Raw genomic sequence first — 23,141 nt, 5'->3', positions numbered from 1 at the left:
TTATAAGACATTCCCCAGTGTCTTGAACAACTTCCATCCCTAATTAAATTGACATAAATTGTCCCCTTCCTTAGGCCGTCATTTGTGATGGTCTTATTTTTTTGTTTACTCTATCTTCTATTTAAAACTCCCTCTCTCTTTCACTCTATGTTCACGTGGGGGTCACATCCAACTTTTATAGTATATGTATCGAAGCTGTTCCTCCCTAATTTATAAGACATTCCCCAGTGTCTTTGAATGGCTTCCATCCCTAATTAAATCGACATAAATTGTCCCCTTCCCTAGACCATCCTATGTGATGGTCTACTTTGTGTTCTAACTAGATTCCCCAACTTTTTTGCTTACTTTAGCAAAAGCAATCTATATTTAAATACATATTTTCATACAAAATATTCAGAAAATACTGTCAAAATAGGCGGTTTTTCTGTACAATTAATGTAGAAAGTAATTTCACAAAAATAAAGGGGGGGTTTTATTGAAACAAACAAAAGCAATCTTAATCGCATTATTTCTCGGTTTAGTCGTCGGACTCACTTTAAATTTAGCTGCACCATCCATTTTTGAACCATTAAATCAATATGTGTTCAATCCACTTGGTCAATTATTTATTCGCCTCATTAAAATGCTAGTTGTTCCTGTTGTATTCATTTCTATCGTGCTTGGATCTGCTGGGCTTGGAGACCCGAAACAACTTGGAAGAATCGGCTTAAAATCAATTTCATTCTTTCTTGTAACTACAGCCGTTGCCATCTCTATTGCAGTTACATTTGCACTGATTATACAACCAGGATCTGGCGGTAACTTTAAAACCGAAGGGCTTAAATATGAAGGGGCAAAAACCGAAACATCTTTCGTCGATACATTGCTAAATATCGTACCAGATAACCCAGCAAAAGCGATGGCTGATGGAAACATGTTACAAATTATTGCCTTTGCCGTATTAATCGGACTCGGTATAGCTATTTTAGGAAAACGGGTTCAAGGTATCCATTCATTACTTGAACAGGGCAACGAATTAATGATGTATCTTGTTAATCTCGTTATGAAATTAGCTCCAATCGGAACATTTGGATTGCTCGCTTCATCCGTTGGTAAAATGGGTCTTGCAGGCGTCGCTGCGATGTTCAAGTATATGATTGTCGTTATGCTAGTACTTATTATTCACGGCGTCTTCGTCTATGGCGGATTATTAAAGGTATTAGCAAAAGAAAGTATTGTCCGTTTCTTTAAACATTTCGGACCGGTAATGGCAATTGGGTTTAGTACATCTAGCTCTAATGCATCTCTTCCGTTTGCAATGAAAACAGCACAAGAAAAACTTGGCGTTCCAAAAGCGATAAGTTCTTTTGTACAACCACTAGGTGCAACAATTAATATGGATGGTACTGCCATTATGCAAGGTGTAGCAACTGTGTTTATCGCTCAAGTATACGGAGTTGAGCTTACTATGTCCCAATTAGCTGTCGTCGTATTAACTGCTGTACTAGCTAGTATCGGTACTGCTGGTGTACCAGGTGTTGGACTTGTAATGCTTACGATGGTTTTAAATCAAGTAAATCTACCGGTAGAAGGTATTGCCTTAATTATCGGTATTGATCGCATTTTAGATATGTCAAGAACAGCTGTAAATATTTCCGGTGATGCAATTTGCGCAATGATCGTCGCAAAATCAGAAGAAAAATATAATACGGATCAATCCGCAGCATCTTAAATCAAAAAAGGAGTGAATTATTTCACTCCTTTTTTGATTTACTTCCTTTTTTCGAACGATATTCTTTTCCTTTATTATCATTACCAGTCTCAAATTCAGTACTAAACTCTTGCTGAAACTGTCCTGATTTTGGTGAGCCTTGATTTCCGCTCCCTTTACTACCATTTCGATTTGTCATATGTCTGCCCCCTTCCTTTACTAGTAGTATGTTACATATTTTCTTTTTTATAATCTTTTACATACGAAAGAAGACCTTCCTCTCATAAGGAAGGTCTTCTTCTTTATTACGTAAGCGTTTTCTTACCTGTGATGAATTAAATAAGTTTTTTAGAAATTGATATCATTATATTCATTTCTTCTTCTGAAAGCGTGGAGAATCTTTCTTGTAAATATTTCTTTTTCTCCCCTTCCATTTTTGCAACTAAATCTTTTCCTTGTTCTGTAATCTCCAAATATACAACTCTGCGATCTGACGTAGAACGTGAACGAGTTACAAAACCTTTATTAATTAATTTTTCTGTAACAGCTGTAATATGACTATTCGACACATTTAACTCATTGGCTACACGTGATACCATTTCTTTATTCGTACGATTCAATATTCTAAGGACGATGAACTCATTCCACGGTATGTAACCACCAAATATCTTTCCAATATCATTACGCAACGTGCGGAACATAGCAAAAACATTTGTCGATAGTTCTTCCATTAATTGCTCTCGATTTTGAGACAACTTTGACAGCCCCTTTTATTTCATTTAGTTAAATAAAAACCTTATTAATAATTTTACATGAAATCTTACTTTTTGTCACCTTATTTTCCCACAATTCGTAGTTTTTTAATAGATATTTCATGATACAATAAAGTTGATTTTCCAGAAAAAGGGGATGGAATAGTGAGTGAAGAAGAAAAATTTTCTAATCTCAATCTAAAAGATAAGACTTTGATTATTGGTTTTGTTATTCTGTTTCTCATTATAATTTTTGCATTTATATTCTTTGTTTATGTAGGAATCTTTCATATTACAGGTATAGAGTATAGATCACGCACTGCTTTACTTCTATTTTTTCTATTAATCACTTTCTTAGACGGTATTACATTCTTTATCTTCGGTTTCCTCAAGGCGTTGCTATATCCAATGACAAAAAACATGCCAAATTGGCTGGCTATTACTCTTTTTGCAATCATTGAAATTACGCTAGATTGGTTCGTCATTCATACTGCCGATGATTGGATAGAGAGCGTACAACTGTCCAATCTTACTGAATTATGTGTCGTACTATTCCTTTTCCTATTAAATCAATTATTAAGTGACAAGAAAGAGTAAGAATGCAAGCTTTTCTATATAAAAATTGGTACAATGAAAACAAATCATACTAAAGAGGTGTTACTTATGAACTTACAACAATGGGCTGATAAAGGTATGTCCTTTGATACATATGTGAATGAAATGAAAGTAAATCAATATGAGCTACTGCACATTTACAATAACTTTTCAATTCCAAATGAATTACTTCCTGTATTAGAAGAACGCCAAAATGATGGCTGGCGTGTTATCGTATTAACAGCTGATTGGTGTGGTGACGCTCTTTTATGCGTACCTGTTATGAAACGAATTTCTGAAGTTGCAAATATTGATATGAGATTATTAATTCGCGATGAAAACTTAGAATTAATGGATCAATATTTAACAAATGGAACAGCACGTGCCATTCCAATTTTTATTTTCATTGATAAAGATGGAAATGAACAAGCCGCTTGGGGACCACGCGCTCCAAAAGTACAAGAGTTAGTAACTTCAATGCGCGCTACATTGCCTGAAAAAGAAGATCCAACATTCGAAGAGAAACAAAAAGAAATGTACGCTAATTTCCGTGCTACATTAGCTGATGATACTTCTCTTTGGGAACATGTAATGGAAAGCATGATGGAAAAAGTAGTAAAATAAAAAAACTGCCGAACTCGGCAGTTTTTTTATTACATAATGAAGAAATAGAATACCGCAGCTAAAATGAAACGATAGTAAGCGAACGGTGTTAGTTTTACACGACCTAATAATTTTAAGAATGAAACAATTGCAAGCATCGCAACAACGAATGCTGTAATAAATCCTGTTGCAAATAACGGGATATCAGCCGCACTTAATATATCCCAGCTTTTAATTAAATCTAAACCACTTGCAGCTACCATCATTGGTACTGCTAAAATAAATGTATATTCAGCCGCCGCTGTATGTGACACGCGAGCTAATAAACCACCACTTATTGTAGAACCAGAACGAGAAAATCCTGGCCAAAGCGCTAAACATTGGAACATCCCAATTGTAAATGCTTGCTTATATGTGATTTCATCTAATGTTCTTGCTGTACTTGGTTTCGAAAACTTCTCAGCAACAATCATTAAAATACCACCAGCCACTAAACTGATGACAACTGGGCCTGGCCCAAATAAAACTTCTTTAATCGCACTATGGAACAATACGCCAAGTACGCCGGCAGGAATCATCCCGATAATAATATGTAATAAATTTAACGATGGTCCATCTGTTACTTTCCCAATACCTACTAAAGACCATAGACGCTTCCAAAATATAACAACAACTGCTAAAATCGATCCCAATTGAATAACAACTTCGAAAACTTTCGCTCTCTCGTCGTCAAATCCAAGTAAATGACCTGTTAAAATCATATGTCCTGTTGATGAAACTGGTAAAAACTCTGTTAAACCTTCAACAGCACCCATGATTATTCCAATTAACCAATCAGCCACGAGTAGTGCCTCCTTAATAACAAATATGTAATTTTTCACACCTTATCATAATACCTTATCCCCTTTTAAAGTGCATCCTTTTTTTATTGATTGTACATGTTGTATGCGCGTATTTCTTTTCTATTTTTTGATTAAATTGTATGATAGTATGAGTTTGTTTTTTTAGCGGAAAGGGGATTTTATGAAAGAAACTAATTCATTCTCACAAAAATTAAAGCAATTTGTATTACTATTTTTCCCGATTTTCGTAACGCAAATGTCATTATTTGCAATGAGTTTTTTCGATACGACAATGTCCGGGCACGCAAGTCCTATTGATTTAGCGGGTGTTGCTATCGGAACAAGTATATGGCTTCCCGTTAGTACCGGATTAACAGGAATTTTAATGGCTACTACTCCAATTGTTGCGCAGCTAGTTGGATCAAAGAAAAAAGAGGATGTTCCCCAAGTTGTCATACAAGCAGTATATTTAGCAATTTGTGCCAGTTTCGTGGTCATCCTTATCGGTTTCTTCGCTGTTTCACCTATTTTAAACGGCATGCGCCTGGAAGAACCCGTGGAACGTATTGCGGCACAATTTTTAAGTATTATTGCAATTGGAATTATCCCTTTATTTACTTACACTGTTTTACGCGGCTTTATTGATGCATTAGGAAAAACTCGCACAACGATGATCATTACATTACTATCATTACCAATTAACGTAGTATTAAATTATGTATTAATTTTTGGTCATTTCGGTTTTCCAAAACTCGGTGGTGTTGGAGCGGCAATTGCTTCTGCAGCAACCTATTGGTGCATTTTAATCATTACCGTTATTATTATTCGTACGAAAGAGCCTTTCGCATCTTTCAATATATTTAAACAATTATATCGTCCTTCTCTTTCAAGTTGGACTGAATTCTTAAAACTTGGCGTCCCTATCGGATTTGCTATCTTTTTTGAAACGAGTATTTTCGCTGCGGTGACACTTATGATGAGTAATTTTAGTACGACAACAATCGCTGCTCATCAAGCAGCTATGAACTTCGCTTCCTTGTTATATATGACTCCTTTAAGTTTAGCAATGGCAATGACCATCGCTGTTGGATTTGAAGTTGGAGCAAAGCGATACAATAACGCAAAACAATATGGATTTATCGGGATTGGCTTAGCACTTGCATTCGCCCTATTATATTCAATTCTTCTCTACTTCTTTGATGATGCAATTGCTTCAATTTATACGACAGATATACAAGTTCATCATTTAGCAAAAGAATTTCTTATATTTGCGATTTTATTTCAAATTTCAGATGCAATTGCAACTCCTGTACAAGGGGCACTACGTGGTTATAAAGACGTAAATGTTTCCTTAATTATGACATTAATCGCTTACTGGGTAATAGGTCTCCCTCTCGGTTACATATTAGCAACTTATACTGACTGGGCAGCAAAAGGATATTGGATCGGTCTTATTATCGGTCTAGCATTTGGCGCTATCTTCCTTCTTGTCCGTCTCTTTCAAGTTCAAAGAAAATATACAACAGAAAACCGCCGCTCACGATAGAGGGGCGGTTTTCTTTATGCATATTTTTTCTTTGAACGTATAACATAATGAAAAAGAAAGGTGGATACATATGGACGAAAAAGAAAAAAAGCAATCATTCGATGAAGAATTCGCCCCTGAAATTTCACCTGGATATCGGCAAGATGTACATAAGCCACCTAAATATAAAAACACCTCGTTTTTAATGGGCATTACCATTTTTGCTGCGGTGTTACTCGTACTCATCATTTTCGTTTATTTTTAAGGAAAGGTGACATATTATATATGAAGAAACAAGATTCCAATCGTTCAAAAAGAACTGTGAAAACAGAAAAAGGGTATGCAGGTGATTCTGTTCTTACACAGAAACAAGTCGAGCAAGGAAATTTATATATTGCTCAAAAAGAACTTGGTCAACAAAATGAAAACCTTTAGAATCCCTCAAAGAACTGGGGGATTTTTTTATCCGCTATTTGTAGCACTAATTCATGTTTCACTTTATTTTACATACTGTTTTTGTTCTAACACCTTAAATATATTATTAACCTTTACAATTTTTATTTCATAATTCAATTTCATTTCGCTTCTCTTACCATTTTCAGCACCCGCAACGTACGCTACAGTTTGATAACGAAAACTTTCATCCGTCACTTCACGTATGTCCTCGTTTGTAAATTTATACTCTAAATCCCGAAACCGATTTGGATAATAATTTCCTATTAATTGTTCATACCCTCTATTTACAAATAGTACTTCACCTTTTCGTTTCACATCTTCTTTATTATTAAGCTCAAACACTGATAATTGCTCTGTCACAAAATGTTTTCCTACCTTTTTCATTTCATTATGAGTTAAAGTTTCTATACTTTTGTTCTTTAATTCATTATTTAATCCGTACTTATTAATCGGTTTAAAGCTAGCAAAAACCTCTTCTTTATATGACCAAAACAATCCAAAAGCGATACATAGAGAAATGATGAATAGTCTTTTCTTCGTAATACTCCCGCCCTTCTTCATAATGATAGTTATATTTTAACATATAGAAAGAAAATTCCGATATCATGAAGTGGAATAACTTAATTCAGAAACGAGGAGCAATTATGGACTCTTACAAACAGTATATAAAAGAAGCTTTGCCTAATCTTTCTATACATTCATATAAACAAAATGAAGAAGGATGGGATAATGTAGCAGTTATAGTAAATGATGAGCTACTGTTTCGTTTCCCGCGAAAACAAGAATATGCAATGCGAATTCCTTTAGAAAAAGAACTGTGCATAATTCTCTCTCATTTGCTACAAGAAATCGAGGTTCCAAAGTATCACCTATTCTATAAAAAGGATACTGATACTGTTCCCCTCTGTAGTTACTATACTCTCATTCATGGTGAACCGTTTAAAAAAGAGATAGTTACCAAGCTAGAGAAAAAAGAACTTGAAGTAATTATTACACAATTAGCGACTTTCCTTGCGGCTCTACATAGTATTCCTTTAAAGCGTGTGAAGGCATTAGAATTCCCTATAGAAAAAACACTCACCTACTGGAAAGAGCTACAAACAAAATTAACTCAATATCTTACTAACAGTCTTACTTCATACCAGAAATCAGCGTTAAATTGTTTATTCGAAAATTTCTTTACATGTATCGATACATCCACTTTTCAAAAAACAATTATTCACGCTGACTTTACACATCATCACATTTTATTTGATCACCAAAATAAAACCATTTCAGGGATTATCGATTTTGGTGATGCTCAAATAGGAGATCCCGCCTTTGACTTTGCTGGGCTATATTATGATTTTGGACATGAATTTACTACATCAGTATATGAACAATACAGTACGCTTATTTCACACCATGATCCATTACTCATTCATCGCATCACGACCTTTTATCAATACAGTCCTTTATTACATAATATGATTTATAACTTTGAAACAAAGAATGAACTTGAATTCCTAGCAGGTACAGAAAAACTGAAAGTAATACTACAGGGCCGAGATTAAATTCTCTCCCGATATTCTCTCTCTTCATACATCATTAACTTTTTATCCATTTCAACAATAATTTGATACAGTTGAAACGCTTGTAAAATTTGCAGTTGAATTCCAAAAGGAGCATTCTGTTCTTTTAACCATTGAAATACTTTCGTTTCATCTTTCATTGATTATTCCTCCCTTTATTAAAATCTGCTACAAATATACGGTAAATGATGAAAAGCTTTTCATGTCAATAACAAAAAAGGATGCAAAATTGCATCCTTTAATGTACGATATTTTTCTTCTGCTTCGCTTCTTTCTTTACTTCTTCCCTTTGGCATTCACTACGAAACGCACAACTCATACACTCAGAACGAAAATGACGCTCTGTATAATGCTCAGGTTGTTGCAACATTTCTTTCATTCTAGATAAATCAGCCATGCCAGTTATAATATCTTCCTGTTTCGGAATGTACTCATACTTAGTTCCTTCTATTAAATTAATAACTTCAATTTTTCCTGGAAGAATGCCGAAAGCTTTATAACTGAATACTGTCATTAACTTTTGACAAAGAGCAAGCATTTCCTCATCCACATCGACAACATACTTTTTAATTACAAACGACTCAGTACTCCACTCACCAACTTCTAATGTCAATGACATGTGGACACCTAACTCTTCCATATATGTTTGAAATTTTTCATACAAAAATAACGGCGGTGTCTGACTATCATCTCTTTCAACAAACTGTAATAAGTGATCTGTTAGCTTCGCTAACACAATATAATACTCCGCCTTCGAAGCAAACATATTAACCCTTACTTTTTTCCAATACTTTTCTATTAATATTAAAAGTACAATTTTCGTTTGTTGGCCCGCAGGTAGTGTGTAATATTCGTTAATAATTCGATTCACAATCATTTGTGCGATTTGTTGCCATTCAAACGAAGAAGGTTCTCTTCTTTTTATATGACGAAAATAAAATTTATGCGGGCAACGCATAAAATCATACAAATGATAATCTGTCATCGTTTTGATTGCGATTTTCTCGTGCACTTGCTCTTCATCTCCCTTCTGCCATTAAGAAAGGTGTTTTACAAATTCAGCTCCAAACTGTAAACATTTTTCTACATCTTCATCTTCTGGCGTTAATTCTACTTTTAGTCCTTCTAACACAACTGCAGCTCCGCGCTCTTGTAGCTTTTCTATTAAAATGTCAACCGCCACGCCGTATTTCGGATAAGCCGAATCACATGATCCGAATACTGCTGCTTTTTTCCCATTTAAATCAATAGAATCCATTGCGTCATAAAAATCTAAGAAATCATCAGGAAGGTCACCATCTCCCCAAGTGTAAGCACCTAAAATAATTCCATCATACTGTTCTAGTATAGAAGCCTCTGGTGAATCCATAATATCGATCACTTCAATTTCATTTTCTGTTTCACGAATTGCACCCGCAATATGATCAGCCATTTCCTCTGTATTTCCACTCATACTTGCAAATATCATTACTAACTTACTCAACTGAATCTCTCCTTTTACCTTGTATCTCTTTTTCTGTTGGAAGTGTACTCTTCTCATCTACATATTCAGATCGAATTACATTTCGTTGCCATTCCATATGCTGATCAACATCTTTATTTTTATCTTTTAATCCCCTCCGCAGAAGGTGAAATTTTTTTCTCATTAACATGTCGCATCCATCCTATTGATAATAATTATCAATTTCAACTACCCTTAGATTAATTGACAGTGATTATCAATGTCAATAACTATTTTTAAAAAAATGATTAAAATGTACAAGCTTGTCCGTTAGCTATTCATATACTATAAATGAGCATAGTTCTTTCTCAGCCCTCTCTGACGGAAAGAAATAAAAGCAACTGCGATAGAGCGCAGTTGCCTTTTTTTATACTTTTTTACGATTTTAGTAATCTTATTGCTGTCTCTAGAAATAATTCCACTCCATAAATTAAAGCTGCTTCATCTACATCAAATTTTGGATGATGATGTGGATAACAAGTATCTATCTTTTCATTCCCCGTCCCCAATTTAATGAAGCAACCCGGTGCTTTTCTTAAATATGCTGAAAAATCTTCTCCTCCCATAGAAGGTTCAAGCTTCACAACACGCTCATTCCCAAACAAATGTAGTGCACTTTCTTCTACTACTTTCGTAATATATTCATCATTAATAACCGGATCATATCCATATCGATACGTATATGTATACTTCCCTCCATGCGCTTTTGTAATTCCTTTCACGATTTGCTCAATTTTCTCTTCTGCTTCTATTCTTAACGCTTGATTAAAAGAACGCACAGTTCCCATTAAAGTTGCTGCATTAGGAATAATATTATCAGCCATTCCCCCATGAAACTGCGTAACTGAAACAACTCTTTGCATGAAAGCACTTGTATTTCTTGATACGATATGTTGTAAATTTGTAATAATCTGCGCTCCGATAGCAATAGGATCTATCGTTTCTTCTGGCCTCGCCGCATGCCCTCCTTTCCCTTGAATTTCAACTGTAAATACGTCCGGTGCCGCCATCATCGGTCCATACGCAATTCCGATTTTCCCGCTCTCCAATCCAGACATAACATGTAAACCTATTACATAATCAACACCATCCATCACGCCTGCCTCAACCATTTCTTGTCCCCCGCCAGGATACACCTCTTCTGCGTGCTGAAAGAAGAGACGAATCTCACCTACGAAATCTTCCTTTATATTTGATAGCACCTCTGCTGTACTTAACAAAATAGCTGCGTGAGCATCATGCCCACATGCATGCATCATTCCTTTATTCACAGACGTATAAGATTTACTTGTCTCCTCTTGAATTGGTAAAGCATCTATATCAGCTCGAATTGCAACTACTTTCCCTTGTCCCGTCCCTCTTTTAATTGCTAGTACACTATACTTCGTCGGTCTCGTTACTTCAAAAGAAGAAAATGTGCATAATGTATCATATATAAATTGTGAAGTTTCTTTTTCATGAAATGATAATTCCGGATATTTATGAAAATGCTGTCTCCACTTAATAATGTTTTCTTCTGAAATAAGATCCTTCCACATCCTCTTCATCAGAAATTCCTCCTCTTATGAAACTTTAACAATTCATATATTAACTATGAAAAACTCAAACAAATATTACATTTCTATCCATTCTCCCAGACCACTTTTATACATTCACACAATCCACTTCCTATTTACATGTCAAACCCATTACAAATTCATACTGAATGTAATATAATTGCTAAGTTAGGGATTTTCTTTTTTAGTATTTAGTGCTAATATCAGAAAAGAGCCTTTTGACTTATTTTTACCTAAAATGTGGAATTTTGTTTTTTTCACAATAATGTAGGACATGATACCTACAAAGAGCTATCATTTCATTAAGAGAGGGAAAGACATGGAAAGATTAAAAGAGATATGGTCTCGACCACTCACACAATGGGTTGCAAAGACGGTTTATTACCTTGCAATTTTATTTGCATTGCTTTGGTTGTATGGATTCCATGATACAAACACAAGTACATTTATTTACAACGAATTTTAGGGTGGGAACGTTATGAAGTTATTAGAACAAATTGAAAAGTGGGCTATTGAAACGCCTGATCAAACTGCTTTTGTTTGGCGAGATGCGAAAATTACGTACAAACAATTAAAGGAAGATTCTGATGCGTTAGCACATTGGATTTCTTCTGAGTATCCAGATGATCGTTCACCAATTATGGTGTATGGCCATATGCAACCTGAAATGATTATTAACTTTTTAGGATGTGTAAAAGCTGGACACGCTTATATTCCTGTAGATTTATCTATCCCAGCTGATCGTGTACAACGTATCGCTGAAAATTCTGGTGCGAAACTACTTTTATCAGGAACTGAAGTAACTGTAACTGATTTACCAGTTCGCATTGTAAGTGAAGACAACTTAAAAGATATTTTCTTTACTCATAAAGGGAACACTCCAAATCCTGAACATGCGGTAAAAGGTGATGAGAACTTCTACATTATTTACACATCAGGAAGCACAGGTAATCCGAAAGGGGTTCAGATTACTTATAACTGCCTTGTAAGCTTTACAAAATGGGCTGTAGAAGATTTCAACTTACAAACAGGACAAGTATTCTTAAACCAAGCACCTTTCTCATTCGATTTATCTGTCATGGATATTTACCCATCATTAGTAACAGGTGGTACACTTTGGGCAATCGATAAAGATATGATTGCACGTCCAAAAGACTTGTTTGCTTCTTTAGAGCAATCGGATATACAAGTATGGACTTCAACACCATCTTTCGCAGAGATGTGTTTAATGGAAGCATCTTTCTCTGAGACTATGCTACCGAACATGAAAACATTCTTATTCTGCGGTGAAGTGTTACCAAATGAAGTAGCTAGAAAATTAATTGAGCGTTTCCCGAAAGCGACAATTATGAATACGTACGGTCCAACAGAAGCTACTGTCGCTGTAACAGGTATTCACGTTACAGAAGAAGTGCTTGATCAATACAAATCACTTCCAGTTGGCTACTGTAAATCAGATTGCCACCTTCTTATTATGAAAGAAGATGGTACGCTTGCACCTGATGGTGAAAAAGGTGAAATCGTAATTGTCGGTCCAAGCGTAAGTGTTGGATATTTAGGAAGCCCTGAATTAACAGAAAAAGCATTTACTATGATTGACGGTGAGCGCGCCTATAAAACAGGCGATGCTGGCTATGTTGAAAATGGTCTTCTATTCTATAATGGTCGTCTTGATTTCCAAATTAAGCTGCATGGTTATCGAATGGAATTAGAAGAAATTGAGCATCACCTTCGTGCGTGTTCTTACGTAGAAGGAGCAGTTATCGTTCCAATTAAAAAAGGTGAGAAATACGATTATTTATTAGCGGTTGTTGTTCCTGGCGAACATTCATTTGAAAAAGAATTCAAATTAACATCTGCAATTAAAAAAGAACTCAATGAGCGATTACCAAACTACATGATTCCACGTAAATTCATGTATCAATCTTCTATTCCAATGACACCAAATGGAAAGGTAGATCGCAAAAAATTATTGAGTGAGGTTACAGCATGACCGCATATGGATCATTTTATTTTTTCGCTATAGTGGGCATTTTATTAATACCTACTATCATAGCTGGACTAAAAGGTAAAATGTTGCGTAAATATAATGCCGTTTTAACATTAGTAATGCTCGTTATTATCTTCTCGGATAAACCGAAGCAAGCGATTATGTTAGCCGCATTTATTATTTGGCAATATGCCCTTATTAAAGGCTATTTAATTTTAAGAAAACAAAATAATAGTACATTCATGTTTTGTATAGCTGTTATTTTGTCGATTTTACCGCTCGTTTTAGCAAAAATTGCACCGTTTGTACCTGAGCTAAAGTTTGTTGTATTTTTAGGAATGTCCTATGTAACATTTAGAGCAGTACAAATGGTATTTGAAGTTCGTGATAACTTAATTAAAGAACTTTCCTTCTTTAATTTTTGGGAATTCATTTTATTCTTCCCAGCTATCTCAACGGGACCTATCGATCGTTACCGCAGATTCCAAAAAGATATTCAAAAGCCACCTAGTGCAGAAGAATATCAAAATTTACTATATACAGGGCTAAACCGTATTTTCCAAGGTTTCTTGTATAAATTTATTATCGCTTACTTAATAAAGCAATATTTTATGGATCCGGCATTCGCTCAGCAAGATACAATCCTATCAAATATGATTTACATGTATAGCTATAGCTTATATTTATTCTTTGACTTCGCTGGTTATAGCTCATTTGTAATTGGTGTAAGTTATATGATGGGAATTAAAATTCCAGAAAACTTTAATAAACCATTCATTAGTCGTAACATTAAAGACTTCTGGAATCGCTGGCACATGACCTTATCATTCTGGTTCCGTGATTTTATTTACATGCGTTTCGTCTTTTTTGCAACGAAGAAAAAGTTAATTAAAAACCGTTACACAATTTCGTATATCGGTGCATTTTTAAACTTTTTCATCATGGGAATATGGCATATTACTGGTGAGCATGTGTATCAATACATTATTTATGGTCTTTATCATGCCGCACTGTTTATTTTATTCGATATTTTCGAGCGAAAAAACAAGAAGCATAAGTTTTGGCCAAACAATAAATTTACACACATCCTTGCGATTGTAATTACGTTCCACGTTGTATGTTTCGGTTTCCTAATTTTCTCTGGACACCTTAACAGATACTTTTAATGCACCCTTCTTATACTAGTAAGAAGTTGCACATATAATATATTTCGGATATAAAGGAGATTTTAAAAATGGCAGAATTTAAAGAGCAAGTATTAGATATTTTAGAAGAAGTATGTGAAAACGATATTGTGAAAGAAAACTTAGATGTTCAATTATTTGAAGAAGGTATTCTTGATTCTTTCGCTGTAGTATCTTTATTAGTTGAATTCCAAGAGCGTTTAGATATTGAAGTTTCTATTTCTGATTTTGACCGTGACGAGTGGGCTACACCAAACATGGTTATCAAGAAGTTGGAAGAAATCCGATGAACAAAGCAAAATTTGGTCCGATGCTTTTAGCATTGGCCCTTTTTGCTGTATTCTTACTTATTCCAACGCGCTTTCTACTTCCACTTTTAAGTGATGAAAAAGTAGAACAAGCTGCCACTTCTTTAAAAGAAGAAAAGATTCAAAGTATGATATTACAGCAAAAAATGTTAGCAGACCCGAAATACCTTCCGATGTACGGTTCATCGGAATTCGCACGTATGGATGCTTTCCATCCATCAAATTATTTCAAAGTAAAGCCTGAAGGGTTCACACCATTCCTACTTGGACGCGGAGGAACACAAGACCTTGTACATGTGTTAAACTTTGCATCTACAATGGATCAATTGAAGGGTAAGAAAATGGTATTCGTTCTTTCTCCTCAATGGTTTGTACCACAAGGTATTGATGAAACACACTTTGCACCTAACTTTTCAAAACAACAAGGCTATCACTTGCTTTTCAATGATGACTTAAAGCCTGAAATGAAAAAGCAAATTGCAAAACGTTTATTAAACTTTGAGATCGTCAAGAAAGAAACTTTACTAAAAATTTCGCTTGAAGGTATCGTTTATGATGATACAAAGCATAAAGTAAAAGCACTTGCTGCTAAACCTTTCGCTTATATTTATCGTAACATTTTAGATCGTAAAGATTTATTTACAGCAATGTTTGATATTAAACCGCATAAAGAAAAACTTGACCCTTCATTAAAACAAATGAATTGGGAAGAAGCTCGTAAACATGCAGATCAAACTGGTGCAGTAGAATCAGGTTCTAACGAATATGGTATCGAAGATGATTACTTCAACAGCAAAATCAAGAAGAAATTAAAGCAACGTGAAGGCTACTTAAAAAATGATGCTTATGATCAATCGCCAGAATATGAAGATTTACAAATTGTACTTGATTTATTAAAACAATCTGGTGCAAAACCACTCTTCATTTCTGTTCCTGTAAAAGGTCCTTGGTACGATTACGCGGGCTTCCCGAAAGAACGCCGAGAATTGTACTATAAGAAAGTTCATGAGCAAATTGAGAAAGCTGGCTATCCAATTGCCGACTTCTCAAATCATGAGTATGATAAATACTTCTTAAAAGATCACATGCACTTAGGTTGGAAAGGCTGGGTTTATATCGATGAAGCCATCCAACAATTTTATAAAGCAAACTAAAGAAAAGACCGCTTGAATTATTCAAGTGGTCTTTTTCTATATACACTTTGCAATTGTTCGATTACGTTATCTGCTTCTTTCATCACTCGCTCCACTACATGCTGAGCTGATTCTATTCGCGCTAATGATGACGCTTGTCCTGCCCAAAGTGACATATATTCTCCTTTATTTTGTTTTGCTGCTTCTTGGCGTATTTTAGAGGTTAATACATTTTGCACTGGATACATCGGAAGCCCTTCTTCTTTCCCTTCATGTCTCTCTATAAATTCATTACGAATACCCCGCGCATATTTCCCGGAAAACGCACGGGTCACAGTTGTACTCGTATCTGTACTATGTAACACTGCTTCTTTATACACATCATGCGTAATACTTTCTTTACTCGTTAAAAAGGCTGATCCCATTTGAACAGCTTCTGCCCCCAGTGTAAATGCCGCAACAAGCCCTTGTCCGTTCATTACACCACCTGCTGCAACAATTGGGATATGCGGGACTGCTGCTACTAACTGTGGAATTAATGCAAACGTCCCAATCATAGCGTCCTGTTCTTTCCCAATAAACGTTCCTCTATGCCCTCCTGCCTCGCTACCTTGACCGACAATAATGTCTACTCCTAATTCAGCAAGCACCCTCGCCTCTCTCACATGAGTAGCTGTTCCGATGACTTTTATTCCTCTTCTTTTTAAGTCATCTATTTCTTCTTTTTCTAACGTTTGAAATGCAAAGCTAACGACTGGTACGTTTTCTTCTACTAACACTTGTAATTGTTCTTTATAGCTTTTTGGAAGCTTTATCGTCTCTTCTTCCTCTATACCGAATTCTCTATTCACTCCGCTAAGCAATACCTTTGCCAAGTTTACTTTCTCTTCTTCTATCTGTATCTCTTTCGTTAACAGTAAATTAACACCGAAAGGCTTATCAGTTCGTTCCCTTATTTTATAAATTGCTTCACGAATTTGCTCAGGGCTCATATAGCCTGCTCCAAGCGTTCCTAGTCCTCCGCTATTACTTACAGCTGCAACAAGCTCAGGCGTCGTAATTGCACCTGCCATACCTGCTTGAATGATGGGATACTTAATTTGTAATGTATCTATAACTCGACTTGTAAACATCATTTCTCCTCCTATTCCCCTTATATCTTCTTTATTTGACAAACTTTCCCCTTCTTTTACAAGGGTTGAACTTCCTATGAAGCGAATATATTGAAAGTGAAGGAGGCTGAAAACAATGATATATCCAAATGCGTTACAACAAGGTGATACAGTAATGATTATTGCACCGTCCGGCCCACCAACAATTGAAAATGTATTAAAAGGGGTAACCCTATTACAAGAAATGGGTTTATCTGTAGTAATTGGGAAGAGTGTTTATAAGAAATATGGATATTTAGCTGGAAGTGATCAAGTTCGGCTCGATGATATACATGAAGCATTTACAAATAATGAAGTAAAGGCCATTTTCTGTGCACGAGGTGGTTACGGAAGTGCTCGTCTCCTCCCTCACATTCAATATGAAATCATTCAGCAGAATCCAAAAATCTTTTGGGGATATAGCGATATTACAGCTTTACATACGGCCTTTTCACGTTATGCAAAGCTTGTTACTTTTCATGGTCCAATGGTTGAAGAATTAGGTAAAGGTGTAGATTCTCTTTCTTTATCTTCTTTCAATCAACTATTCCATCCGTATTCAACCATCTTATCTGCTTCAGAATGTATCGTACCTACCTCTCCATGTACAGTTACAGGCACATTGGCGGGAGGAAATTTAACTGTATTAACGAGTATAATTGGCTCACCCTATGAGATAATTACGGCTAATAAACTTTTGTTGCTTGAAGACATCGGGGAAGAACCGTATCGCATTGACCGTATGTTAAATCAGCTACTTATATCTGGAAAGTTTAATGAATGTAGCGGTGTTATTTTTACAAGTTGTCACGACTGCACTCCTTCTAAACCATCTCAATCATTGCAAACAATACTATATGAATTTTTCGCACCATATCATATACCTGTCCTATTCGGTTTACCGATTGGACATATAAGCCCAAACATCGGGATTCCTCTTGGAGCTACAGCGACAATAAATACAAATAATAAAACAATCTCTATTTCTTCTGGCGTAGCCAATCCGTATTCAAATTAAAAAGGAAAAGCGATTCCGCTTTTCCTTTTATTTATAATAATTAAAAATTCGTCCAGATGCGATATCTGCAACTTCTTCTGGAATAAATGTTTTACTTATATCAGTGCCAACATTTAATACTGCTGTAGCATCTTTCTCAATGCTACCAAATAATTCTTTTCCACGTATCGTAATAAGGGGCGTTCCTTCTGGCAACACGTCTTTTACAAATTCCATTTGTGTAAAGAACGGAACGATCCATCTACCCTCTCCTTGGAAATGACGCAAACGAAGTATTCCTTCTGTTGCCCCGTCCTCTGCTTCTAGTGAACCAGCAACATAAAACTCAGTAGATAAGAGCAATTCATAAAATTCCTTTTGCTTCTGTTTATCGTCCCCTGCTACAACAAGTACTTCTTCTATTCTCTTTACCGGAATTTGCTCCATATGATGCCACCCCTATTTCAAAATGATTGTACTTAGATTATACGAAATATTCTTATTTTTTTCTACATAATTCGCAATTATTTTCTTAAAATAATTTTAACACTTCTTTTGTCGTTACAATCGTAGCAAACTCTTCATGTAAATTTACAAGTGTCATATTGTGAATATCCTCTGCATTATACTCTTTACCATCTAGACCTTTACGGTTAAAAGTAGCCGTTGCATCACTCACTAAATACGTTGTAAATCCTAAATTTCCTGCCATTCGTGTCGTAGTCTCCACACAATGATTTGTCGTTAATCCTACAACCACTACTGCATTACATTTGTTCTCTCTTAATTGCTCTTCTAAATTTGTCCCAATGAACGCTCTGTTAACAGATTTCTGAATAATCACTTCACCTGGTAATGGCTTCAGCTCTTCTTTAAAGTTCACCGTTTCCGCTCCTTCATAAAACATCGATTGAGCATTTTCTTTATTTACATGTTGAATATGAAAAACTGGTCGTTTCCTTTTTCTCCATTCTGCTAATAACATTCTCATGTTTTCTTCAGCAAAAAGATTATTTCTCTCGCCCCAGTATGGTGACTGAAACGCCTTTTGTACATCAATTATAATAAGTGCTATTTGATTAGTCATCATTTTCTCCTTCATTCGGCTGTAATTGAAACAGAAAACCAAGTTGTTGTGACGCAGTAATAAAGCAAACATAGGCGCAAAGCTCTACAATTTCTTTTTCTGTCCAATATTGTTTTAATACGTGAAACATAGTATCATCTATTGCTTTTCGGTCATGAACAAATGTATGCGCAAAAGTAACAGCTACACCAATCTCCTCTGCCTTTTGCACATCATCAGGTCTTCCCTTTGCCATACAGTACGGACATTCATTCCCATACGCTAATGTTCTTCTCACTTGCTCCTTCAACTCTGCTGAAAGAGTTCCTTTATTGTACAGTGTATCTTCTAACGTACTCCACGAATGTAATATATCCGAATTATGCCCTAATAACTTTTGAAACTTTGTATCTCCTACATTTGATAATGAAATTCTCTCCATCATTTCCCCTCCTATTTCCTTCTGTTTTATTGTAAAATAAATAACGTTCACTTTACATTTCATATGAATCTTAATTTATATTTTTCCTTTACAAAAATCATTATTTTATTGGAGGTATATTTACAAATGCAATTAGACCGTGTTGATCGAAAAATTTTAAATGAATTATATAATGATAGTCGCCTTTCGATGCGTGAATTGGCTAAACGAGTAAACTTATCTGCTCCGTCTACTTCAGAACGTGTTCGTAAGCTCGAAAGCGAAGGTGTTATTCAAAAATACACAATCGATATTGATTATAAAAAGGCAGGACTCGTTTTAGATTGTATTCTAGAAATCACTTTAAAAAATGGTGATACAACACGTATGCAACAATTTATTCAGTCTTATCCATCTGCAAGTTTTTGTTACCGAGTAACAGGAAGCTTATGCTACATTGTAAAAATTTCTGTTCCTTCACTCGTTGAACTTGAAGATTTTATCAATGATGTTTCTTCATATGCAACGACAGTTTCTCATATCGTATTATCAGAAGTATCTCTTACTCCTGATATTGAACATATCTTCCCAGAAGCTTAATTTATTTTTATTCATAAAATACAAAAAAACCCCTTACAATAAGAATAAAAATAATATATTATGTATTAAAATACATAAAGTTCGAGAAAGGGGCTTTACATTGAAAATCTGGTTTTATGAAAAAACGGCACAATTAGATGATTTACTTGGCATTTGGGATAATGTTCCGACTATCCCTCGAATTGGTGAAAAAGTGGAGATTTTAAAAACAGTCCGCACTGTTACAGATATTAAATATGTAAAGAACGGTAATAATTTTCGTGTAGAAATTATTACAAATTAAAAAGTAGCTCCTAAGAGCTACTTTTTAATTATCTATCACGCGCTTTCTTTATTACAATTTTATCTTCTTCTACAGATACTGTTACATAATCATTTTCTTCTAATCGAAGCTTATTTACAGCCTCATCTGGTAGCTCTACAGCCATCAGTCTATCTGTTACGATCACTTGACTATACACTTCATTTTCTTGTAATGCACTCACCACTTTTTCCTCATTTATAAAGCGCACTAGTGGCACACCCACTTCTTTTACTGTACGCCATTGTTTCCAAACGTAAGGAATTAACCAAAGTAATCCAACAACTGTAAGACCAATACCGATCCATAAATTACTTTGCGCTTGTAATTCAGTAATTGAGATTGCGCTACTCTCTTCTCCACCGACAAATTGCATACTTGTTGCAATTAAATTATTTAGAGCATGTACAGCGATATTCGTCCATATATTTTTCGTCTTTATGTATAAAAGGCACATTACAATACCAAACATAAATGCACCAATAACATCAAAATGTCCTAAACCAAAAATAAGTGAAGATATGATTACAGCTTTTTTAATGCCCCATTTATAAGCCATGCGCTGTAAAAAGAAGCCTCTAAAAATAACCTCTTCCATAATAGGTGCTAATACACATGCTGAAACGAAAGTAAATATCGTCATATATATGTTACTCGTATTAATAACATTTCCTTCTTCTAACATAGTAACTAAGAAATTCGGTAACGTATGTGCTAATATGTAAAATTGAATATGAGATATACCAACTGAAAAAATTATTCCCATTATCGTTGCTAATACAATTAATCCCCACGGTAAACGTCCTGGCTTATCAAAAAAACTGTTAAACACAACATTATTTTTATTTGTTTTTACGTATAACCAAAATAACGGAAATACAAAAAATACAGTTATTTGTGAAATAACCTCCATCGTATTCTCAGAAACATTTGCTAGACTTAATGGGATCATCGTAAGGAACAATCCTATAATCATCCATCCAAAAAAACTGCGTAGCCTTATACGTGAAAATGCATAGTGCATAATAGAACACCCCCAAAGATAGTAAAATAAATGGTGTGATAATTAAATTATAATATGAATATAGTTGAAATTCTCCCTATTTTTCTCAAATACTTTCGAACAATATATATAGTAATCATTCTTTTCTTACAGTTGAAATATACGAGAAAGTTATGTAATAAAAATCCCCGTTTTTACAAGCGGGGATTTCTTTTATTATAATACGTCACGTTTTTGGAATAATGCACTTGATGCTACAAGTAATACAACAAAGTATACAGCTACAAGTAATAAGGAAGTTGTAAATGTAAACTCTGTAAATGTTGGTTCCGTTCCGCCACTTACTAGTTTATTGCTATCGTACACACTTAAATTTAAATGGAAAAACACTACAAATTTCGCTACACCTTTTGCAAACATCATTAATACCATATTAATTGCTCCTTGTAAGAAGAAGAGAAACATCGTAATAATTAATGGTAATACAGACTTTCTAAATACGTTTGCTAAGAAAAATGCAAGCGTCGCAAAGAAGAACGGCGAAAGTACTTGATATAAAGTAGATTTCATTACGATTCCTACCGTTAATTCCGTTTTACTACCATCCATTACAATTCCGCCAATAATCATTGCAATTAACGTGCTAGCAAATATGATAAATACTATAGTAAGTAACACTGTAATATATTTAGAGAATAAAACTGTAATTCGCTTTCTTGGACGGATTAATAACTGCTTAATTGTACCTTTTTGGAACTCATCAGTAATCATACGAGAAGCAATCGTAATCCCAAAAATTGTTGCAAACAAAGTAATTAAACCAATCTCTGAACTTGCAAAATCTAAATATGATCCTTTAAATTCACTTCCGTCTCCCCATTTCAGCATCGCTAAAACTCCCAAAATCTCCAATACTGCAATTACACCAATTAAAATATACATACCTTTTTTCGCATGTAACTTTAAAAATTCATTTTGAATTAATTTAAACATTACGCTTTCACTCCCCCTGTAATCGCTAAGAACTCATCCTCTAACGTTTTATTTTGAACAGTAACTCCGTATACAAGCACATCGTCATTCACAAGTTTTTTTACAAGTTGTGGGATTTCTTCTTTCATGACAGATACTGCAATTACATTTCCTTGCGTCTTACCTTTAATGATTTCATTCGCTTTCTGTACTTGATCTACTTCAAACGCTACAACTACTGTCTCATCATGTTTCGCTTGTTCGTGTAAGTTGTACTCTTGCACAAACTCACCTTGCTTAATAATAACGACGCGATCACACATGAGTTCAATTTCACTTAATAAGTGACTTGATACGATTACAGCAATATTCTCTTCTTTCGCTAAACGTTGTAAATAATCTCGAATTTGGCGAATACCCGCTGGATCTAATCCATTTGTTGGCTCATCTAAAATTAAGATTTTCGGCTGATGAAGTAATGCCTGTGCAATTCCTAAACGTTGTTTCATACCAAGTGAATATGTTTTCACCTTTTTATGAATCGCGTGCTCTAATTCGACAAGCTTTACAATCTCAGCAATGCGCTCTTTACTAATTGGTGTAATTGCCATGTTCGCAAAATGCTTTAAGTTTTGCATTCCAGTCATATAATCATATAGTTCAGGATTTTCTACGATCGCCCCAATTTGCTCTAGCGCCTTTTCACGCTCCGTGCGAATACTATGACCGCAAATTGTAATATCGCCCTCTGTCATTGATATAAGACCTGTCATCATACGAATTGTCGTCGTTTTACCACTACCGTTCGGTCCAAGAAACCCGTACACTTCCCCTTCACGAACTTCAAATGATAAACCGCGGATAATTTCCGTTCCACCAATCTTTTTTCGAACATTCTCTAACTTTACTACTACATTTCCCAATG

The 23,141-nt window shown here is 35.0% G+C and carries 31 protein-coding genes; 15 read left to right on the top strand and 16 right to left on the bottom strand.

Annotation, left to right across the window (positions count from 1 at the left end):
- Window positions 1-475: 475 nt before the first annotated feature.
- Complete coding sequence (locus RBB48_RS10940; protein ID WP_000814822.1) at window positions 476-1,711, top strand: dicarboxylate/amino acid:cation symporter; 1,236 nt, start codon at window positions 476-478, stop codon at window positions 1,709-1,711.
- A gap of 22 nt (window positions 1,712-1,733) precedes the next feature.
- Here RBB48_RS10940 and RBB48_RS10935 read toward each other — a convergent pair whose 3' ends face one another.
- Together RBB48_RS10935 and RBB48_RS10930 are read right to left on the bottom strand one after the other, a co-directional pair.
- Window positions 1,734-1,889: a hypothetical protein gene (locus RBB48_RS10935; RefSeq protein ID WP_000184933.1), complete on the bottom strand. Its 156-nt coding sequence runs from the start codon at window positions 1,887-1,889 to the stop codon at window positions 1,734-1,736.
- A gap of 136 nt (window positions 1,890-2,025) precedes the next feature.
- Window positions 2,026-2,445 (bottom strand): MarR family winged helix-turn-helix transcriptional regulator, encoded by a 420-nt coding sequence (locus RBB48_RS10930; RefSeq protein WP_137035313.1) that lies wholly within the window; start codon window positions 2,443-2,445, stop codon window positions 2,026-2,028.
- Window positions 2,446-2,607: 162 nt separating this feature from the next.
- Between RBB48_RS10930 and RBB48_RS10925 the strand changes: the two genes are divergently transcribed.
- Both RBB48_RS10925 and RBB48_RS10920 read left to right on the top strand, forming a co-directional pair.
- Window positions 2,608-3,039 (top strand): YrvL family regulatory protein, encoded by a 432-nt coding sequence (locus RBB48_RS10925; RefSeq protein WP_087984835.1) that lies wholly within the window; start codon window positions 2,608-2,610, stop codon window positions 3,037-3,039.
- 33 nt (window positions 3,040-3,072) lie between these two features.
- Complete coding sequence (locus RBB48_RS10920; RefSeq protein ID WP_097890357.1) at window positions 3,073-3,660, top strand: thioredoxin family protein; 588 nt, start codon at window positions 3,073-3,075, stop codon at window positions 3,658-3,660.
- A 29-nt stretch (window positions 3,661-3,689) separates the two neighbouring features.
- On the opposite strand, the gene uppP is transcribed toward RBB48_RS10920, so the two are convergent.
- A complete protein-coding gene (uppP, locus tag RBB48_RS10915) occupies window positions 3,690-4,481 on the bottom strand; it encodes a bacitracin resistance undecaprenyl-diphosphatase (RefSeq protein WP_060489503.1) in 792 nt (263 codons plus the stop codon).
- 181 nt (window positions 4,482-4,662) lie between these two features.
- On the opposite strand from uppP, the gene RBB48_RS10910 reads away from it, so the two are divergent.
- The 3 genes from RBB48_RS10910 (at window position 4,663) to RBB48_RS10900 (ending at window position 6,441) form a co-directional block, all read left to right on the top strand.
- Window positions 4,663-6,027, top strand: a complete 1,365-nt coding sequence (locus RBB48_RS10910) for an MATE family efflux transporter (protein ID WP_106382755.1) — start codon at window positions 4,663-4,665, stop codon at window positions 6,025-6,027.
- A gap of 70 nt (window positions 6,028-6,097) precedes the next feature.
- Window positions 6,098-6,271 (top strand): hypothetical protein, encoded by a 174-nt coding sequence (locus tag RBB48_RS10905; protein WP_000343559.1) that lies wholly within the window; start codon window positions 6,098-6,100, stop codon window positions 6,269-6,271.
- 20 nt (window positions 6,272-6,291) lie between these two features.
- On the top strand, window positions 6,292-6,441 hold the full coding sequence (locus RBB48_RS10900) for a hypothetical protein (protein WP_000743739.1): 150 nt from the start codon (window positions 6,292-6,294) through the stop codon (window positions 6,439-6,441).
- 63 nt (window positions 6,442-6,504) lie between these two features.
- Here the strand turns inward: RBB48_RS10900 and RBB48_RS10895 are convergent, their stop codons facing one another.
- A complete protein-coding gene (locus RBB48_RS10895) occupies window positions 6,505-7,023 on the bottom strand; it encodes a biotin transporter BioY (protein WP_097890359.1) in 519 nt (172 codons plus the stop codon).
- Between the two features lie 83 nt (window positions 7,024-7,106).
- Between RBB48_RS10895 and RBB48_RS10890 the strand changes: the two genes are divergently transcribed.
- Window positions 7,107-8,015, top strand: coding sequence for an aminoglycoside phosphotransferase family protein (locus RBB48_RS10890; RefSeq protein WP_097890361.1), 909 nt, complete (start codon window positions 7,107-7,109; stop codon window positions 8,013-8,015).
- Here the strand turns inward: RBB48_RS10890 and RBB48_RS10885 are convergent.
- The 5 genes from RBB48_RS10885 to amaA form a co-directional block, all read right to left on the bottom strand.
- Complete coding sequence (locus RBB48_RS10885; RefSeq protein WP_046958209.1) at window positions 8,012-8,173, bottom strand: hypothetical protein; 162 nt, start codon at window positions 8,171-8,173, stop codon at window positions 8,012-8,014. The genes RBB48_RS10890 and RBB48_RS10885 overlap by 4 nt on opposite strands.
- Window positions 8,174-8,271: 98 nt before the next feature.
- A complete protein-coding gene (locus RBB48_RS10880; protein ID WP_306007624.1) occupies window positions 8,272-9,045 on the bottom strand; it encodes a hypothetical protein in 774 nt (257 codons plus the stop codon).
- A 24-nt stretch (window positions 9,046-9,069) separates the two neighbouring features.
- The gene (locus tag RBB48_RS10875) at window positions 9,070-9,516 is read right to left on the bottom strand and encodes a flavodoxin (protein WP_000041145.1); all 447 of its coding nucleotides are present in this window, start codon (window positions 9,514-9,516) and stop codon (window positions 9,070-9,072) included.
- Window positions 9,509-9,685, bottom strand: a complete 177-nt coding sequence (locus RBB48_RS10870; protein WP_016088748.1) for a hypothetical protein — start codon at window positions 9,683-9,685, stop codon at window positions 9,509-9,511. The genes RBB48_RS10875 and RBB48_RS10870 overlap by 8 nt, the downstream gene beginning before the upstream one ends.
- Before the next feature lie 226 nt (window positions 9,686-9,911).
- Window positions 9,912-11,081: an N-acyl-aliphatic-L-amino acid amidohydrolase gene (gene amaA, locus RBB48_RS10865; protein WP_306007623.1), complete on the bottom strand. Its 1,170-nt coding sequence runs from the start codon at window positions 11,079-11,081 to the stop codon at window positions 9,912-9,914.
- Between the two features lie 328 nt (window positions 11,082-11,409).
- Here amaA and RBB48_RS10860 point away from each other — a divergent pair, with 328 nt between their 5' ends.
- The 5 genes from RBB48_RS10860 (at window position 11,410) to dltD (ending at window position 15,726) form a co-directional block, all read left to right on the top strand.
- Complete coding sequence (locus RBB48_RS10860; RefSeq protein WP_000440293.1) at window positions 11,410-11,556, top strand: teichoic acid D-Ala incorporation-associated protein DltX; 147 nt, start codon at window positions 11,410-11,412, stop codon at window positions 11,554-11,556.
- A 12-nt stretch (window positions 11,557-11,568) separates the two neighbouring features.
- Window positions 11,569-13,083: a D-alanine--poly(phosphoribitol) ligase subunit DltA gene (gene dltA / locus RBB48_RS10855; RefSeq protein WP_097890366.1), complete on the top strand. Its 1,515-nt coding sequence runs from the start codon at window positions 11,569-11,571 to the stop codon at window positions 13,081-13,083.
- Entirely contained in the window at window positions 13,080-14,246 is a 1,167-nt protein-coding gene (dltB, locus tag RBB48_RS10850; RefSeq protein WP_097890368.1) for a D-alanyl-lipoteichoic acid biosynthesis protein DltB, read from the top strand. The genes dltA and dltB overlap by 4 nt, the downstream gene beginning before the upstream one ends.
- Before the next feature lie 68 nt (window positions 14,247-14,314).
- A complete protein-coding gene (gene dltC, locus RBB48_RS10845) occupies window positions 14,315-14,554 on the top strand; it encodes a D-alanine--poly(phosphoribitol) ligase subunit DltC (RefSeq protein WP_000807310.1) in 240 nt (79 codons plus the stop codon).
- Window positions 14,551-15,726 carry a D-alanyl-lipoteichoic acid biosynthesis protein DltD gene (gene dltD / locus RBB48_RS10840; protein WP_097890370.1) on the top strand — a complete coding sequence of 392 codons (1,176 nt, stop codon included), beginning with the start codon at window positions 14,551-14,553 and terminating at the stop codon, window positions 15,724-15,726. The genes dltC and dltD overlap by 4 nt, the downstream gene beginning before the upstream one ends.
- 17 nt (window positions 15,727-15,743) lie before the next feature.
- Here dltD and RBB48_RS10835 read toward each other — a convergent pair whose 3' ends face one another.
- On the bottom strand, window positions 15,744-16,838 hold the full coding sequence (locus tag RBB48_RS10835) for an NAD(P)H-dependent flavin oxidoreductase (protein WP_088062604.1): 1,095 nt from the start codon (window positions 16,836-16,838) through the stop codon (window positions 15,744-15,746).
- Between the two features lie 115 nt (window positions 16,839-16,953).
- Between RBB48_RS10835 and RBB48_RS10830 the strand changes: the two genes are divergently transcribed.
- The gene (locus RBB48_RS10830; RefSeq protein WP_088062602.1) at window positions 16,954-17,874 is read left to right on the top strand and encodes a S66 peptidase family protein; all 921 of its coding nucleotides are present in this window, start codon (window positions 16,954-16,956) and stop codon (window positions 17,872-17,874) included.
- 27 nt (window positions 17,875-17,901) lie between these two features.
- Here the strand turns inward: RBB48_RS10830 and RBB48_RS10825 are convergent, their stop codons facing one another.
- The 3 genes from RBB48_RS10825 to RBB48_RS10815 form a co-directional block, all read right to left on the bottom strand.
- Window positions 17,902-18,300 carry an SseB family protein gene (locus RBB48_RS10825; RefSeq protein ID WP_000435201.1) on the bottom strand — a complete coding sequence of 133 codons (399 nt, stop codon included), beginning with the start codon at window positions 18,298-18,300 and terminating at the stop codon, window positions 17,902-17,904.
- Between the two features lie 85 nt (window positions 18,301-18,385).
- Window positions 18,386-18,940, bottom strand: coding sequence for a cysteine hydrolase family protein (locus RBB48_RS10820; protein WP_306007622.1), 555 nt, complete (start codon window positions 18,938-18,940; stop codon window positions 18,386-18,388).
- A complete protein-coding gene (locus RBB48_RS10815) occupies window positions 18,933-19,361 on the bottom strand; it encodes a carboxymuconolactone decarboxylase family protein (protein WP_088608344.1) in 429 nt (142 codons plus the stop codon). Before RBB48_RS10815 ends, RBB48_RS10820 begins: the two co-directional genes overlap by 8 nt.
- A 126-nt stretch (window positions 19,362-19,487) precedes the next feature.
- Here RBB48_RS10815 and RBB48_RS10810 point away from each other — a divergent pair, with 126 nt between their 5' ends.
- Window positions 19,488-19,940 carry an Lrp/AsnC family transcriptional regulator gene (locus RBB48_RS10810; RefSeq protein ID WP_088062596.1) on the top strand — a complete coding sequence of 151 codons (453 nt, stop codon included), beginning with the start codon at window positions 19,488-19,490 and terminating at the stop codon, window positions 19,938-19,940.
- A gap of 100 nt (window positions 19,941-20,040) precedes the next feature.
- Window positions 20,041-20,223: a DUF3913 family protein gene (locus RBB48_RS10805; RefSeq protein WP_000707107.1), complete on the top strand. Its 183-nt coding sequence runs from the start codon at window positions 20,041-20,043 to the stop codon at window positions 20,221-20,223.
- 28 nt (window positions 20,224-20,251) lie between these two features.
- Here RBB48_RS10805 and RBB48_RS10800 read toward each other — a convergent pair whose 3' ends face one another.
- From RBB48_RS10800 to RBB48_RS10790, 3 genes are all read right to left on the bottom strand, one after another.
- Window positions 20,252-21,265: a CPBP family intramembrane glutamic endopeptidase gene (locus RBB48_RS10800; protein ID WP_306007621.1), complete on the bottom strand. Its 1,014-nt coding sequence runs from the start codon at window positions 21,263-21,265 to the stop codon at window positions 20,252-20,254.
- 195 nt (window positions 21,266-21,460) lie between these two features.
- Window positions 21,461-22,237: an ABC transporter permease gene (locus RBB48_RS10795; RefSeq protein WP_088062593.1), complete on the bottom strand. Its 777-nt coding sequence runs from the start codon at window positions 22,235-22,237 to the stop codon at window positions 21,461-21,463.
- Window positions 22,237-23,139: an ABC transporter ATP-binding protein gene (locus RBB48_RS10790; protein ID WP_000528799.1), complete on the bottom strand. Its 903-nt coding sequence runs from the start codon at window positions 23,137-23,139 to the stop codon at window positions 22,237-22,239. The genes RBB48_RS10795 and RBB48_RS10790 overlap by 1 nt, the downstream gene beginning before the upstream one ends.
- Window positions 23,140-23,141 lie beyond the last annotated feature (2 nt).

It is taken from the genome of Bacillus sp. MMSF_3353 (assembly GCF_030733445.1).
Classification (GTDB): Bacteria; Bacillota; Bacilli; order Bacillales; family Bacillaceae_G; genus Bacillus_A; species Bacillus_A wiedmannii.
Note: the sequence above shows the minus strand (reverse complement) of the source record. Positions and strands in the feature narration are given on the sequence as shown.

Bases quoted from the DNA above. Each gene is read 5' to 3' on its own strand.
- RBB48_RS10800 (WP_306007621.1), bottom strand. From the start codon at position 21,265: ATGCACTATGCATTTTCACGTATAAGGCTACGCAGTTTTTTTGGATGG.
- dltC (WP_000807310.1), top strand. From the start codon at position 14,315: ATGGCAGAATTTAAAGAGCAAGTATTAGATATTTTAGAAGAAGTATGT.
- amaA (WP_306007623.1), bottom strand. From the start codon at position 11,081: ATGAAGAGGATGTGGAAGGATCTTATTTCAGAAGAAAACATTATTAAG.
- RBB48_RS10835 (WP_088062604.1), bottom strand. From the start codon at position 16,838: ATGTTTACAAGTCGAGTTATAGATACATTACAAATTAAGTATCCCATC.
- RBB48_RS10870 (WP_016088748.1), bottom strand. From the start codon at position 9,685: ATGTTAATGAGAAAAAAATTTCACCTTCTGCGGAGGGGATTAAAAGAT.
- RBB48_RS10890 (WP_097890361.1), top strand. From the start codon at position 7,107: ATGGACTCTTACAAACAGTATATAAAAGAAGCTTTGCCTAATCTTTCT.
- RBB48_RS10900 (WP_000743739.1), top strand. From the start codon at position 6,292: ATGAAGAAACAAGATTCCAATCGTTCAAAAAGAACTGTGAAAACAGAA.
- RBB48_RS10910 (WP_106382755.1), top strand. From the start codon at position 4,663: ATGAAAGAAACTAATTCATTCTCACAAAAATTAAAGCAATTTGTATTA.
- RBB48_RS10820 (WP_306007622.1), bottom strand. From the start codon at position 18,940: ATGACTAATCAAATAGCACTTATTATAATTGATGTACAAAAGGCGTTT.
- RBB48_RS10860 (WP_000440293.1), top strand. From the start codon at position 11,410: ATGGAAAGATTAAAAGAGATATGGTCTCGACCACTCACACAATGGGTT.
- RBB48_RS10810 (WP_088062596.1), top strand. From the start codon at position 19,488: ATGCAATTAGACCGTGTTGATCGAAAAATTTTAAATGAATTATATAAT.
- dltD (WP_097890370.1), top strand. From the start codon at position 14,551: ATGAACAAAGCAAAATTTGGTCCGATGCTTTTAGCATTGGCCCTTTTT.
- RBB48_RS10905 (WP_000343559.1), top strand. From the start codon at position 6,098: ATGGACGAAAAAGAAAAAAAGCAATCATTCGATGAAGAATTCGCCCCT.
- dltA (WP_097890366.1), top strand. From the start codon at position 11,569: ATGAAGTTATTAGAACAAATTGAAAAGTGGGCTATTGAAACGCCTGAT.
- RBB48_RS10825 (WP_000435201.1), bottom strand. From the start codon at position 18,300: ATGGAGCAAATTCCGGTAAAGAGAATAGAAGAAGTACTTGTTGTAGCA.
- RBB48_RS10920 (WP_097890357.1), top strand. From the start codon at position 3,073: ATGAAAACAAATCATACTAAAGAGGTGTTACTTATGAACTTACAACAA.
- RBB48_RS10895 (WP_097890359.1), bottom strand. From the start codon at position 7,023: ATGAAGAAGGGCGGGAGTATTACGAAGAAAAGACTATTCATCATTTCT.
- RBB48_RS10885 (WP_046958209.1), bottom strand. From the start codon at position 8,173: ATGAAAGATGAAACGAAAGTATTTCAATGGTTAAAAGAACAGAATGCT.
- dltB (WP_097890368.1), top strand. From the start codon at position 13,080: ATGACCGCATATGGATCATTTTATTTTTTCGCTATAGTGGGCATTTTA.
- RBB48_RS10830 (WP_088062602.1), top strand. From the start codon at position 16,954: ATGATATATCCAAATGCGTTACAACAAGGTGATACAGTAATGATTATT.
- RBB48_RS10795 (WP_088062593.1), bottom strand. From the start codon at position 22,237: ATGTTTAAATTAATTCAAAATGAATTTTTAAAGTTACATGCGAAAAAA.
- RBB48_RS10815 (WP_088608344.1), bottom strand. From the start codon at position 19,361: ATGGAGAGAATTTCATTATCAAATGTAGGAGATACAAAGTTTCAAAAG.
- RBB48_RS10935 (WP_000184933.1), bottom strand. From the start codon at position 1,889: ATGACAAATCGAAATGGTAGTAAAGGGAGCGGAAATCAAGGCTCACCA.